Here is a 13,234-nt window from a genome sequence, read left to right as displayed (position 1 = left end):
AGATATCAAACATTTTACCATTCCGCGAATAAAATCGGTTTCATTTCCACAAAATAAATCTAAAAAATTTTTTTCCTGAATGTATATAATCTTAACAAAATGTTCAGAATGATTGCTGAGGTGATTAATATGAGAGAGGAAGAAAAGAAACCAACTTCCACAATCCGACGTATACTAAAGCAACGTTGGGCATTATCAGCAATCTATATCGCAAGTGCAGCCATAATCTTAGCCGCGGCCTTCTTATTACAAAATAGTTTTAATGATTCAGCTAAAGATGGCAAAGAGGAATCAGCTGAAACAGGAAAAAACTATGGTGAGCCTTCTGTAGAGGTAAATAGTAATCTTGAGACAATCAAGATGCCTGTAGCCAATGCAGACAAAACGGTTATCAAGAAACAGTTTTATGATGTGAATGCGGATGAAAAGGCACAAGAAGAAGCATTGGTTTTCTACAACAATAGATATGAGCAAAATAAAGGGATAGACATTGCAATGGAAGATGGAAAGTCTTTCGATGTAAAAGCTTCCTTAAGTGGAAATGTAACGAAAGTTCAAGACGATGCGTTACTTGGAAATTTAGTTGAAGTTGAGCATGAAGATGGTGTCGTTACCCGTTATCAATCTGTTAAAGACATTAAGGTTGCAGTCGGTGACAAAGTGAAACAAGGACAAGCAATTGCTACAGCTGGAAAAAGCCAAATCAATGAAGAGGCTGGCGTACATGTCCACTTCGAAATCAGAAAAGATAACATTGCGTTAAACCCACTTGATTTTGTTGATAAACAAGCTTCTGCGATCCAATCGGCAACTGAAGCTGAAGGCAGCGAACTTGAAAATTCAGCTGATAAAGAAGAAGCACCTGCAGTCGAAGGATCTGAAGCTGATAAAGAAGAAACACCTGCAGTTGAAGGATCTGAAGCTGATAAAGAAGAAACGCCTGCAGTCGAAGAGTCTGAAACTGGCACAGAAGAAGCGCCTGCAGTTGACGAATCTGAAGAGGGCACTGATTTAGAGAATGGCACTGATGAGGAAGGCTCTGCCCCTGGTGAAGGTACAACTGAAGAAAGCGATTCCTTAAAAGATTCGTTAAATCAATCTAATTAAAATTAAGATTTTTAATAAAATCAAAACAAAAACCTAGAGCGTTACGAATGACAACAACTGAAAATTTGGTAAAAGGGAAGCCGTTCACTTTGAACGGCTTCCCTTTTTTCTTTCGAGGAAATATTGGACAATATGCTGAAACCTTTGAATTTCTGACAAATTTCTCGGGAAATAATTTGCTCTTAAGAAAAAGAAAGAGATGAAAATCAGAAATAAATCCAAACCTCCTGTCCCATTAGGCATATATTCTTAACCAAGCTAATAAGATGTTATAAACCATGCAAAGAGAGTGTTTGAGGTGAGGAATCGTTTATTACAAATTATCTAATAGGTGAATAATTCTATCTTTCATTGTTTATAGGGCAGCGGTATTCGATTCGAAAAATACGAATCTCATTTCACACTTCTCACATCCAATCTGGGGAGGTCGAGTGGTGTGCACGATTACATCAAAGAAAGAACTATCAAGATAGGAAAGTATATCGTGGAAACTAGAAAAACAGTCCGCGTCATTGCAAAAGAGTTCGGGGTCTCTAAAAGCACAGTGCATAAAGACTTAACTGAGAGGCTGCCAGAAATTAATCCTGATTTGGCTAACGAAGTGAAGGATATATTGGATTATCATAAATCCATTCGTCACCTTAGAGGTGGAGAAGCGACAAAATTAAAATATAAACGTTCTGAAAGAGAAGAAGAAATCGTTAAATGATACTTGAATCATTCCGGCAATTGGAAGTGAATCGGGCAATCGGGGAATGAATGAGGGGACATGAAAGTGAGTGTCAGCTCTTATCTCAACCTTGACTGCGGTTCCATGCCGGTTTTTTTTATGGGAAAATGCGGAAATGTAGTACATAAGGCATCGGTTTTTTTTACATATTGGGAAATTAGGAAATAATAGTCTATATTAGTGTTTATTTATAATTCATACTTACTTGTGTCAATGCAATATGGTAAAATAAACAATTAGGACAGAAGTAGGTTATATGTGAGGATATTCAAGGAGGATTTAAGAAATGTTTGCTAGAGATATTGGGATAGACCTTGGAACAGCCAATGTTCTTATACATGTCAAAGGTAAAGGAATTGTGTTAAATGAGCCTTCGGTAGTTGCGATTGATAAGAATACGAACCGTGTTCTTGCCGTCGGGGAGGAAGCTCGTAAAATGGTAGGCCGTACTCCAGGAAACATCATCGCAATCCGACCTTTAAAAGACGGTGTCATTGCGGATTTTGATGTAACAGAATCGATGCTTAAGCATTTTATCAATACATTGAATGTGAAAGGCTTCCTTTCAAAGCCTAGAATTTTAATCTGCTGCCCGACCAACATAACAAGTGTCGAACAAAAGGCGATTAAAGAAGCTGCCGAAAAAAGCGGCGGAAAGAAAGTTTTCCTTGAAGAAGAACCAAAAGTGGCTGCAATCGGTGCCGGTATGGATATTTTTCAACCAAGCGGCAATATGGTCGTGGACATTGGCGGGGGTACAACGGATATTGCCGTTCTTTCAATGGGGGATATCGTTACATCTTCTTCTATCAAAATGGCCGGTGACAAATTCGATAATGAAATTTTAAATTATATCAAACGGAAGTATAAGCTCCTCATTGGTGAACGTACAGCGGAAAACATTAAAATCCAGGTTGCAACCGTATTCCCTGGTTCTCGTAATGAAGTCATCGATATCCGTGGGCGCGATATGGTATCGGGATTGCCTAGAACCATTTCGGTCAATTCAGAAGAAATTGAGGAGGCTCTCCGCGAGCAGGTTTCCATCATTGTACAAGCTGCAAAGAGCGTACTTGAGCGGACGCCGCCAGAACTTTCTGCTGATATCATCGACCGCGGCGTCATCTTAACAGGCGGTGGAGCATTGCTTCACGGGATTGATTTACTTCTTGCCGAAGAGCTTAAGGTCCCAGTACTCGTTGCCGAGCAGCCAATGGATTGTGTAGCAATCGGAACCGGTATCATGCTTGATAATATGGATAAATTGCCACGGCACAAATTCAACTAAAAAGCGGGTGGAAATCCGCATCATAAGATAGGGGTCTAAGGTTCAGACAAACGTGAGGCATAGTGAAAGTGCGTGCAGTTCTAGTACTGATGAGCAATAGGCCCTCTTCTTTTAGTCGAAAATTTAACACCATTCCTTTAAATCTGACCTAGCCTACGATATAGACAAATTCTTCTGCCTAATGCTTTTCCTTTTCCTTAAGATCCTGATGTTCATGTCCGATAAGATAGATATGAGAAATTGAACGGGATAAGTTATGTAGATTGAGGAGTGAAGAAGATGTTAAGAGGTTTTTATACGGCTGCTTCCGGGATGCTTACACAGCAAAGGCGCACAGAATTGCTCACAAACAATATGTCCAATGCGAATACAACAGGGTATAAGGCGGATCAAATGAGCGTAAGATCTTTTCCGGAAATGCTCTTAAGCAATATAGGTGGTAAAACGGTTCCTACGGAGAACAAATTGAGCATGACTAACTTATCCCAGGTTGGAGGGCTCAGTACGGGTGTATACGTACAGGAGGCGAATCCTTTATTTACCCAGGGTACATTGGAGGAAACTCAGCTTAATACGGATATTTCCTTAGTTGATGAAAATCTGCCGATCAATGAAGAAACGGGTCGGCAAGGATCGGTGTTTTTTACTGTCCAGGATGGTGATGGTGCCATCCGTTATACGCGTAACGGCAGTTTCACCCTGGATGGGCAAGGTTATCTGACCACGCCTTCGGGTCATTATGTATTGAACGAAAATAATGAAAAGATCAAGCTTGATAGCGATCAGTTCACAGTAGCGGAAAACGGTGTTATTTTAGATGGGAATGTTCAAACCGCACTTATTGGCATCGGTTATTCGGATGATCCGTCATTACAGCTCATGAAGGATGGGGAAGGCCTATATAAGGCTGTGAATGATCGGGATTTACCTAGCGCATACGCGGCTGCAGATGTCGGTTTTTCTACTAAGCAAGGCTTTCTTGAAGGCTCCAATGTTGACCAATCGAGAACGATGACAGAAATGATGTCGGCATATCGCTCTTTTGAGACGAATCAGAAGGTTCTTCAAGCCTATGATAAAAGTTTGGATAAAGCAGTCAATGAGGTTGGCAGGCTTTAATTGAACTGTAGGAAAAGATGATTTGGAAATTTGAACATGTAAGGGGAAAAACCATGAATCGGACGATGATGACGGCGGCGAATACGCTGAACCAACTTCAAAGTAAAATCGATCATATAAGTAATAATATCGCAAATGTGGACACGACTGCCTACAAAAAGTCCCAAACGAGCTTCAATGACTTATTGACACAGAGTTTCAATAATCAACCGAGTGAGACCAAGGAAAAAGGAAGGTTGACCACACCTGGCATCCGGCAGGGAACAGGTGCCATGATAAGCCAATCTCAATTGGTCCTTTCACAGGGAGCTTTAAAGACGACGGATCGCAACCTTGATGTTGCATTCACCCGGGAGGACCAATTCTTCACCGTAAGCGTTCAGGACGATAATGGGGTCAATACAAGGCTTACAAGGGACGGGGCTTTTTATTTAACTCCTAATGCTAGCGGCCAAATGATGCTTGTTACCTCTGCAGGACATAAAATCCTTGATGAAAATGGTGAACCGATCCTCATTGAGGGAAATATTAAAGACATTAAGATTTCGGAAAATGGCTTATTGATAGTGGATACGGAAGAATATGGCGAAAAGAGTTTCGGACTCGGGATCGTCTCGGTAAGAAAACCCCAATTTCTTGACCGCTTAGGCGGAAATTTACTTGGCCTGCCCAAAAACTTCAATGCCTTGGGTGTTACTGAAGACGATATCATGACCGCATTAACAGGGGATTACCGCAACCAGGCAGCGGTCCAACAAGGCACTCTGGAGTCCTCAAATGTCGATCTTTCCAAAGAAATGACGGATCTAATCAATGTGCAGCGGTCTTACCAATTTCAATCCCGAGCGGTAACGATGGCCGATCAAATGAGCGGATTAGTCAATGGAATCCGTTAAGGAATCTGGTAAAAAAAATGTCTCCCTGCGGAATTAGAGCAAATCGGTTATAATGAATTCATAACAAAGGGAATCATTCGTGCCGAACATTTTGCATAGCTGCTGAATTTCTGGTTTATCGGGAAAATCAGTCGGCGAGTTTTCTTAAAAGGAGCTTTCACATTCTATATGGAACAAAATCGTGTAATGAGACAACAAATTGAAGAAGAGATAAAGGAAGTTGAGGCGAAACCGAACCGTAGAATCAGGGTCCGTCTTTTACCGATTTGGCTTCGTTTACTCATTGTTATCGGATTGATTTTCATTGCTGTATTATCCGGGGCACTATTAGGATACAGTGTGATTGGTGGGGGACATGCAATGGATGTTTTCCAAAAATCCACATGGACCCATATTATTGATATAGTGAACAAGGGCGCATAGTTCCATGTTTTTTTGAAGTAGTTGCTTTGTTAGCGGATTTATATTACATGGCAACTGCGCCTCTGTCATCATGACAGGGGCGAGTTTACGTTATGTTTGAAATATTTAACTCATAGGAGGAACAAGTATGCTTGATATCACACAAATAAAGGAAATTATTCCGCATCGTTACCCATTCTTATTAGTCGACCGGATCATTGAAATAGATGAAGGGAAAAGGGCGGTAGGATTGAAGAATGTCTCAGCAAATGAAGAATTCTTTAATGGCCATTTCCCCGATTATCCAGTTATGCCTGGAGTTTTAATTGTAGAGGCATTAGCGCAAGTTGGCGCTGTAGCCGTTTTGAAACAGGAAGAATACAAAGGACGGCTTGCATTTTTCGCTGGGATTGATAATTGCCGCTTTAAGAAGCAAGTAAAACCTGGTGATCAGCTGCGTCTGGAAGTGGAAATAGTGCGTATGAGAGGGTCAATGGGTAAAGGGAAAGCAGTGGCAACGGTAGATGGAGAAACAGCATGTGAAGCCGATATCATGTTTGCTTTTGGTGACAAATAAGAAATTCATTTATTTTCAGTTAAGGAAATAGTCATAAATTAACTATATTATTCAAAAATGGTTTAAGAAAACGTGAAGCGGTGTATATAAATAGCACTGCATGCTTTTTTAAAGCAAGCGCGGTTTTAAGAACTATCTATTCTCCCTTTGAATGCCGGACATTTTTATGTCCGGCATTTTTTAATTTTCAATTTTAAATAGCAGATTTTCTTTTTAAATTTAAAATAGGACGCAAGTTATTTTCACATTCGGGCAAAATAGCTAATGATAAAGAAAGAAGGGAGGTTGCCAAAAATGATGAAGAAAATTTTTGCACTACTTGGGGGATCTTTATTATCTATTATGTTCCTTGCTGGATGTGGAACGGATAATGATGACAACAACAATCCCGCACCAGAAGAAGATAACAACATCATGGAAAATGATAACAATGGTACAGATGATAACAACAACGATAACGATGATGGCGTGCTTGATAACGACAACGATAACGATGATGGAATGCTTGACAACGACAAGAATGATGTCGATGATAACGTCGATAATGATGCGGATGACTTGATTGAAGATGCTGAGAAAAAAGGCGACGACAATAAGTAATTAGCAGAATGACAAAGACTGGCTTAGGTAAGAAGAGGATTTGTATCCTTATTCGTCTAAGTCAGTCTTTTTTTTGTGTGCATTCGATTAGGGATGGGAATTAAGGGAAGGGTTTTTATTTATTGGTTGCTAATTTAGGCTTTGAGCGGATTTTTTGCTTGAACTCTTTTATTAATTCATCGCCGACGAGACCTTTTTGGACCAAATCTTCAAGAAGGAGTTCTGCATATTTGCTCCGTGTTTTTTGAATGTGACCAACGAATAGAAGGCTGTAATGGCTGCCAACTTTTCTTATGGTGCGTAGTACAGTGTGAAACAAAGCCGGTTCATTATCCTTGTTGGTAATGACGGCCTGGATATACACCTCTCCGTTTATATCGGGAAGTGAAGGTTCAAGCTCTTTGAAATGATTTTCTTCTACAAAGGCTTCCAGTAACCATGATCTAGCGTCGTTTTCTTTATTTATAATCAATCCATCTGTTAATGCAATATCAATCAAGTTAAAATTTTCAGTTACAATTTGCAACGAGATCAATTTAAATGATTTCATCTAATTCCTCCGTTTCTTGCAAGAAAGAGCGGTAATTACCTCTCTTAAACGTAAATTTTGAAATGGTACTTATCGATTAATCCTTTTAAAGGTAATTATATCATACTAAAAAAAAGTCCCTTAATGAAATGAAAACCCAACATTTGTCTAAATTATGAAGGATAGAATAAAAATTTGCAAAATATTTAATTTTGTTAACTATTTGTTTCTTTACCTGATTTTAATCAATAAAAAATGATTTTGCATCAGTTAAACGGTTTTTTATAAAGAAAAATGGTGTAATAAGACCATTTCCTCCATTTTTTAATCAATGGAAGAAGGAGTATGATTAAAGCATATTAAAGAGGAAGGAGTGAAAAAATGATTAACCAGGTTACCCTCGTTGGCAGGCTTACGAAGGATCCCGAATTAAGATACACACCGGATGGCAAGGCTGTTTCCAATATCACTTTAGCAGTCAACCGGAACTTCCGTAATACTGTCGGTAACTATGAGGCCGACTTTGTACAGTGTATCATATGGAAAAAGTCTGCTGAAAATACTGCTCAATATTGTAAAAAAGGTGCCATAATCGGCATAACTGGCAGAATACAAACCAGGAGATACGAAAATCAGGAGGGTAAATATGTATATGTAACTGAAGTGGTCGCAGAGAGGGTTCAATTCATTGGGTCTAAACAAAATGATGTTAAGCCCAAGGATTTTGAACATATTGGTTTATAGTTTTAGGCATGGCGGCCCGAATCCGGACAGAAGCAAAAAAATTGTTTTCAATAAAATGAGTAGTGGAAAAACCATTAGTGATTTATTCCGTCAATAATAGGATCAATCAATTTTACGCTTATAACATAGGAAACAAAAAAAGTATTTATATGACCATAATGAAAAATAAATGGACAGAATTTCAGCACTATTTACTAAAAACTTTACTGTAGTATATAGAATTCATTTTCATCCAATCGTTCCCCAAAGCTAATATAGCTTCTTCCTCGGCTGGAAACCCCGATTTACCCTCGAAAAATCGATTTATCTGTTTCCCCTCTTGTAAAGACTGCAAATCTGCAGTCTTTTTTTGTGTGCCAAAAAGTGTGGAAATAGAAAAAAATAAAAAATAATTCTGTTAAATTAGAATTTTTAGAAAATATATTGTAATATCTTAATTTTGATGCAATAATAAACCCAATAATATAATTGGAAAAAAAGTTATATATAGGAAGTGATTTGATGGACGAGCCAATTATTAAGGTGAATGGACTGCAAACCAGTTTTCGTACTGACGATGGGGTGATTCCTGTCGTGAATTCAATCGATTTTCATGTCAATCCTGGTGAGGTTTTAGGGATCGTGGGAGAATCGGGATGCGGAAAAAGCGTAACATCTTTGTCCATCATGGGTCTGGTTTCTTCACCGGCTGGTAAGGTGGAGGGAGAAATCCTTTTCAAAGGGGAGAACATCGCAAATGCCTCGGAAGCGAAAATGAGAAAAATTCGCGGGAATGATATAGCGATGATATTTCAGGAACCGATGACAAGCTTGAATCCCGTGTTCACTATTGGCGAGCAGTTGGTGGAGACGCTTCGAATACATAAAAAATGGAACAAAAAGCAGGCTCGCCAAAGAGCGGTGGAAATGTTGAAGCTGGTTGGGCTTGGCCGTGCCGAGGAATTGCTCGATGAATATCCGCATCAGCTTTCAGGCGGAATGAGACAAAGGGTCATGATAGCCATGGCCATGATTTGTGAGCCGAAACTTCTTATAGCCGATGAACCTACAACGGCTTTGGATGTGACGATTCAGGCACAAATCCTAGAATTAATGAAGAATTTAAATAAAGAAACAGACACGGCAATCATGATGATTACCCATGATCTTGGCGTAGTTGCGCAAATGTGTGAACGTGTCATTGTCATGTATGCCGGCAAGGTAATAGAGGAAGGAAATGTGCAAACGATTTTCCAAAATCCTAAACATCCTTATACGGTCGGTTTACTTCAATCGATTCCGGATATGCGAATAAAGAAAGAGCGCCTTTACTCAATACCTGGTAATGTGCCAAAACCTGGGACAAGCAACCTCGGGTGCCAGTTTGCCCCTCGGTGCTCCCATGCCATGGAGCAATGTATAAATGAGACCCCGTCTCTATTGAAATTCGATGAGGGTCAGCATGTTCGCTGCTGGCTGTATGAAGATGGGAAAGGAGCTGCCTTGCATGAGTCAAACATTGGTTAAGGTAGAAAACCTAAAGAAGCATTTTCCGATTAAAGGAGGGGTTCTGGGAAAGACCATTGGAGAGGTCAAGGCAGTTGATGGTTTGTCCTTTTCCATTTATAAAGGGGAAACTTTAGGACTTGTCGGTGAAAGCGGTTGCGGAAAGTCGACGACGGGAAGATTACTGCTTCGATTGCTTGAGCCGAGTGAGGGTAATGTTTATTTTGAAGGAAAGGACCTGACGGCTTTATCTGCCGGTGAAATGAGAAAGATGCGCCGTGAAATGCAGATGGTCTTCCAGGACCCATTCGCTTCCCTCAATCCAAGGCATACTATTGAGAAAATATTGGAAGAACCGCTCATCGTTCATGGGGTTAAAGATAAAAAGGCACGAAAAGCCCGTGTACAGGAACTTCTTAAGGTTGTGGGCTTAAGCAGTTACCATGCTAAAAGGTATCCGCATCAATTCAGTGGGGGGCAGCGGCAGCGTATTGGCATCGCGAGGGCACTTGCAGTCAACCCAAAACTGATCATTGCAGATGAACCGGTTTCTGCACTGGATGTGTCGATTCAGGCACAGGTCTTGAATCTGTTGCAGGATTTGCAGGAAGATTTTGATTTGACCTACTTGTTCATTGCCCATGATCTTGGGGTGGTAAGACATATCTCCGACCGTGTAGGCGTCATGTACCTGGGACATATAGTTGAATTGACGGAAAGTGAAGGACTTTATGAAGATCCGCTTCACCCATATACGCAGGCTTTATTATCAGCCGTGCCGATCCCGGATGTGGAATACAAGGGGGATAGGGTAATCCTGCAGGGAGATGTTCCAAGCCCATCAAACCCGCCCGGCGGCTGTCCATTCCATACGAGATGTCCGAAGGCGATGGCAGAATGCAAAACGGAAAAGCCAATCCTGAATGAACATAAACCTGGTCACTACGTTGCTTGTCATTTATACAATTGACACGACGTATACATAAATTCGCAAATAATAAGGGGGAAGAATATGAAGAAAACTTTGGCATTATTGCTGACTGGTATCCTGGCTCTTTCGCTAGCGCTTGCGGGATGCTCCTCATCTACATCAAAAGAGAAAGATGATGATAAAGGGGGATCGAGTGAAGCGAAGGGCGGCGTATTGATATACGGTAAAGGGGGAGACGCTGTCGGTCTTGACCCAGCTATCGTAACCGATGGGGAATCATTCATCGTCACTCAACAGATCTTTGAAACGCTTGTGAAATATGGGGAAGATGATACGGAAATCAAACCGGGTCTTGCAGAGACATGGGAAGTGTCCGATGACGCAAAAACATATACATTCAAATTGAAGACCGGAATCAAGTTCCATGATGGTACGGATTTCAATGCAGATGCGGTCGTAAAAAACTTTCAACGTTGGGCACAAAGTAAGGATGAGGGGAAATTTGCGTACTATGCCTCCATGTTCGGAGGATTTGAAGGGGATGAAGGCCATGTTATCAAAGAAGTAAAAGCGATTGATGCCAGCACGGTGGAATTCACTTTGAATCGTCCGCAGGCTCCGTTCCTGAAAAACCTTGCCATGCCTACATTTGCAATAGCCAGTCCTGATGGAATTGAAAAAGAGGGTGACGACTTCACTAAAAATCCATCTGGTACAGGTCCTTTCAAATTCAAATCATGGAAACCTGGCGATACGATTGAAGTGGTGAAAAACGATGACTATTGGCAAGATGGACTGCCGAAACTTGATGGAATCACGTTTAAGGTCATTAAAGATAACTCTGCGCGTTTAAATGCTGCAATCAAGGGTGAAATCGACCTGATGGACGGGTTGAATCCAAGTGATATCAGTAAGGTTACAGGAGATGAAAACCTGCAAATATTCGAACGTGCATCCATGAACGTCGGGTACTTTGCTTTCAATGTTGAGAAAGCGCCATTCGACAAGAAAGAAGTGCGTCAAGCCATTTCGCATTTGATCAACAAAAAGGAAATCATTGATAATTTTTATGAAGGCACAGCAGAGCCTGCCAAGAACCCTATGCCGCCATCCGTTTCCGGCTACAATGACAAAGTCGAAGACTATGATTACGATGTAGAAAAAGCGAAAGAACTGTTGAAAAAAGCTGGACTTGAAGACGGATTTAAAATGGACCTATGGGCTATGCCGGTACCGCGCCCATATATGCCTGATGGTCAAAAAGTGGCTGAAGCCATTCAAGCAAGTCTAAAACAAGTCGGCATCGAAGCGAATATCGTTTCATACGAATGGGCTGCATATTTAGAGAAAGTGCAGGCTGGTGAAGCCCAATCCTTCATGATGGGCTGGACAGGCGATAATGGAGATGCGGATAACTTCCTCTATACATTATTGGATAAAGATAATATCGGCTCCAATAACTATGCCCGATACGCAAACGACGAAGTCCATAAACTGCTGATCGAAGCTCAGTCCACGGCAGATGAAGCCAAACGTAATGAATTGTATGGAAAAGCACAGGAAATCATCCATGATGAAGCTCCATGGGTTCCGCTTGTACACTCTTTACCGCAGTTAGCCGGATCTAAGACGGTCAAAGGGTTTGTTCCACATCCGACTGGTTCACAATCCCTTGTTAATGTATCTCTAGAAAATTAACCGTACGAACCGGGTAGTATGGAGTCTTGCATGCTTCCCGGTTTTGTTATGGAATGCACTTCAAAATGATCGAGGGCACTTCGAAGGACCCTTATTTAAAAGGCGGGTGATTGTTTTGTTTTCCTATACCGTACGACGTTTAGGATCTCTCATTCCAGTGTTACTAGGAATGGCGTTTATTGTATTCATGATGATTCGGGCGATTCCTGGAAATCCAGCACAGGTGATTTTAGGGCAGCAAGCAACGGAAGAGGCAGTCGCTGCAATGACAAAGGAACTTGGTCTGGATAAACCTTGGTTCATTCAATTTTGGGATTACTTATCAGGCCTGTTAAAGGGTGATCTGGGTGTATCGTTAAAAACGAATAGTCCAGTTTCGGAAGAAATTGGGCCATACTTAATGGCAACGATAGAGCTGGCTTTGATCGCCATGATCATCGCCGTGGTCATAGGTGTGAATGCAGGGATAATATCAGCTTGGTTCCAAAACTCATGGTTTGATTATGTTGCAATGGTGATTGCGTTGATTGGTTTGTCCATGCCTATTTTCTGGCTGGGATTAATGGAGCAATACATCATTTCAATTCAATGGGATTTACTTCCGACGACAGGGCGGGACAATATCAGGGATCCCGTTGAGGCCATAACCGGCCTGTATTTGATAGATACACTCATGGCTGGCAGGGTTGATCAGTTTTTCGAGGTGATCAAACATCTCATTTTGCCGGGGATAGCGCTTGCGACGATTCCGATGGCGATTATTGCAAGGATGACACGTTCGTCCATGCTGGAAGTTATGAGATCGGACTTCATTCGTACGGCTCGTGCTAAAGGAATGAAAATGTTTTGGGTTGTTTACAAGCATTCCTTTAAGAATGCCTTGATTCCAGTTGTGACGGTTATCGGTTTGCAGACAGGATTACTTTTAGGCGGCGCCATATTGACGGAAAATATTTTTGGATGGCCAGGTATCGGTACATATATTTATGATGCAATCCTATCTCGGGATTATCCGGTGATACAGTCCGGAATTCTCGTCATCGCCTTTTTGTTTGTCATGATTAATCTAGTTGTGGACTTGTTGTACGCAGCGATCGATCCTAGGATTAAGTATAAATAGGGAGGGAA

General features: G+C 41.1%; 14 protein-coding genes. 13 read left to right on the top strand and 1 reads right to left on the bottom strand.

Annotated elements, in window-relative coordinates; all coding sequences use genetic code 11:
- Positions 1-129 precede the first annotated feature (129 nt).
- From MPH60_RS19880 to MPH60_RS19845, 8 genes are all read left to right on the top strand, one after another.
- Complete coding sequence (locus MPH60_RS19880) at positions 130-1,107, top strand: M23 family metallopeptidase (RefSeq protein WP_241589645.1); 978 nt, start codon at positions 130-132, stop codon at positions 1,105-1,107.
- 436 nt (positions 1,108-1,543) lie between these two features.
- Complete coding sequence (gene spoIIID, locus MPH60_RS19875) at positions 1,544-1,816, top strand: sporulation transcriptional regulator SpoIIID (RefSeq protein ID WP_034315767.1); 273 nt, start codon at positions 1,544-1,546, stop codon at positions 1,814-1,816.
- A gap of 307 nt (positions 1,817-2,123) precedes the next feature.
- On the top strand, positions 2,124-3,125 hold the full coding sequence (locus tag MPH60_RS19870) for a rod shape-determining protein (protein WP_076368333.1): 1,002 nt from the start codon (positions 2,124-2,126) through the stop codon (positions 3,123-3,125).
- Positions 3,126-3,404: 279 nt separating this feature from the next.
- The gene (locus tag MPH60_RS19865; RefSeq protein WP_241589646.1) at positions 3,405-4,244 is read left to right on the top strand and encodes a flagellar hook-basal body protein; all 840 of its coding nucleotides are present in this window, start codon (positions 3,405-3,407) and stop codon (positions 4,242-4,244) included.
- A 53-nt stretch (positions 4,245-4,297) separates the two neighbouring features.
- The gene (locus MPH60_RS19860) at positions 4,298-5,140 is read left to right on the top strand and encodes a flagellar hook-basal body protein (RefSeq protein WP_241589647.1); all 843 of its coding nucleotides are present in this window, start codon (positions 4,298-4,300) and stop codon (positions 5,138-5,140) included.
- Between the two features lie 168 nt (positions 5,141-5,308).
- Positions 5,309-5,563 (top strand): DNA-directed RNA polymerase subunit beta, encoded by a 255-nt coding sequence (locus tag MPH60_RS19855; protein WP_241589648.1) that lies wholly within the window; start codon positions 5,309-5,311, stop codon positions 5,561-5,563.
- 127 nt (positions 5,564-5,690) lie between these two features.
- A complete protein-coding gene (fabZ, locus tag MPH60_RS19850) occupies positions 5,691-6,119 on the top strand; it encodes a 3-hydroxyacyl-ACP dehydratase FabZ (RefSeq protein WP_034315755.1) in 429 nt (142 codons plus the stop codon).
- Between the two features lie 294 nt (positions 6,120-6,413).
- Entirely contained in the window at positions 6,414-6,719 is a 306-nt protein-coding gene (locus MPH60_RS19845) for a hypothetical protein (RefSeq protein ID WP_241589649.1), read from the top strand.
- A 115-nt stretch (positions 6,720-6,834) separates the two neighbouring features.
- Here MPH60_RS19845 and MPH60_RS19840 read toward each other — a convergent pair whose 3' ends face one another.
- A complete protein-coding gene (locus MPH60_RS19840) occupies positions 6,835-7,269 on the bottom strand; it encodes a YwpF-like family protein (protein ID WP_241589650.1) in 435 nt (144 codons plus the stop codon).
- A 360-nt stretch (positions 7,270-7,629) separates the two neighbouring features.
- On the opposite strand from MPH60_RS19840, the gene ssb reads away from it, so the two are divergent.
- The 5 genes from ssb to MPH60_RS19815 all read left to right on the top strand — a co-directional run bounded on the left by ssb (position 7,630) and on the right by MPH60_RS19815 (position 13,226).
- Positions 7,630-7,992 (top strand): single-stranded DNA-binding protein, encoded by a 363-nt coding sequence (gene ssb, locus MPH60_RS19835; protein WP_214744175.1) that lies wholly within the window; start codon positions 7,630-7,632, stop codon positions 7,990-7,992.
- Positions 7,993-8,493: 501 nt separating this feature from the next.
- Positions 8,494-9,498 (top strand): ABC transporter ATP-binding protein, encoded by a 1,005-nt coding sequence (locus MPH60_RS19830; protein ID WP_157831068.1) that lies wholly within the window; start codon positions 8,494-8,496, stop codon positions 9,496-9,498.
- A complete protein-coding gene (locus MPH60_RS19825) occupies positions 9,479-10,447 on the top strand; it encodes an ABC transporter ATP-binding protein (protein WP_241589651.1) in 969 nt (322 codons plus the stop codon). Before MPH60_RS19830 ends, MPH60_RS19825 begins: the two co-directional genes overlap by 20 nt.
- A gap of 42 nt (positions 10,448-10,489) precedes the next feature.
- Positions 10,490-12,106 carry an ABC transporter substrate-binding protein gene (locus tag MPH60_RS19820; protein ID WP_241589652.1) on the top strand — a complete coding sequence of 539 codons (1,617 nt, stop codon included), beginning with the start codon at positions 10,490-10,492 and terminating at the stop codon, positions 12,104-12,106.
- A gap of 115 nt (positions 12,107-12,221) precedes the next feature.
- Positions 12,222-13,226 (top strand): ABC transporter permease, encoded by a 1,005-nt coding sequence (locus MPH60_RS19815; RefSeq protein ID WP_241589653.1) that lies wholly within the window; start codon positions 12,222-12,224, stop codon positions 13,224-13,226.
- Positions 13,227-13,234 lie beyond the last annotated feature (8 nt).

Source organism: Peribacillus sp. Aquil_B1, assembly GCF_022603275.1.
Lineage (GTDB): Bacteria > Bacillota > Bacilli > Bacillales > DSM-1321 > Peribacillus.
This window is presented reverse-complemented; position numbering and strand designations above follow the sequence as displayed.

What these genes read in the sequence shown, in the direction of transcription:
- MPH60_RS19880 (WP_241589645.1), top strand. Translation starts at nt 130, where the DNA reads ATGAGAGAGGAAGAAAAGAAACCAACTTCCACAATCCGACGTATACTA.
- MPH60_RS19870 (WP_076368333.1), top strand. Translation starts at nt 2,124, where the DNA reads ATGTTTGCTAGAGATATTGGGATAGACCTTGGAACAGCCAATGTTCTT.
- MPH60_RS19865 (WP_241589646.1), top strand. Translation starts at nt 3,405, where the DNA reads ATGTTAAGAGGTTTTTATACGGCTGCTTCCGGGATGCTTACACAGCAA.
- MPH60_RS19860 (WP_241589647.1), top strand. Translation starts at nt 4,298, where the DNA reads ATGAATCGGACGATGATGACGGCGGCGAATACGCTGAACCAACTTCAA.
- MPH60_RS19855 (WP_241589648.1), top strand. Translation starts at nt 5,309, where the DNA reads ATGGAACAAAATCGTGTAATGAGACAACAAATTGAAGAAGAGATAAAG.
- fabZ (WP_034315755.1), top strand. Translation starts at nt 5,691, where the DNA reads ATGCTTGATATCACACAAATAAAGGAAATTATTCCGCATCGTTACCCA.
- MPH60_RS19845 (WP_241589649.1), top strand. Translation starts at nt 6,414, where the DNA reads ATGATGAAGAAAATTTTTGCACTACTTGGGGGATCTTTATTATCTATT.
- MPH60_RS19840 (WP_241589650.1), bottom strand. Translation starts at nt 7,269, where the DNA reads ATGAAATCATTTAAATTGATCTCGTTGCAAATTGTAACTGAAAATTTT.
- ssb (WP_214744175.1), top strand. Translation starts at nt 7,630, where the DNA reads ATGATTAACCAGGTTACCCTCGTTGGCAGGCTTACGAAGGATCCCGAA.
- MPH60_RS19830 (WP_157831068.1), top strand. Translation starts at nt 8,494, where the DNA reads ATGGACGAGCCAATTATTAAGGTGAATGGACTGCAAACCAGTTTTCGT.
- MPH60_RS19825 (WP_241589651.1), top strand. Translation starts at nt 9,479, where the DNA reads ATGAGTCAAACATTGGTTAAGGTAGAAAACCTAAAGAAGCATTTTCCG.
- MPH60_RS19820 (WP_241589652.1), top strand. Translation starts at nt 10,490, where the DNA reads ATGAAGAAAACTTTGGCATTATTGCTGACTGGTATCCTGGCTCTTTCG.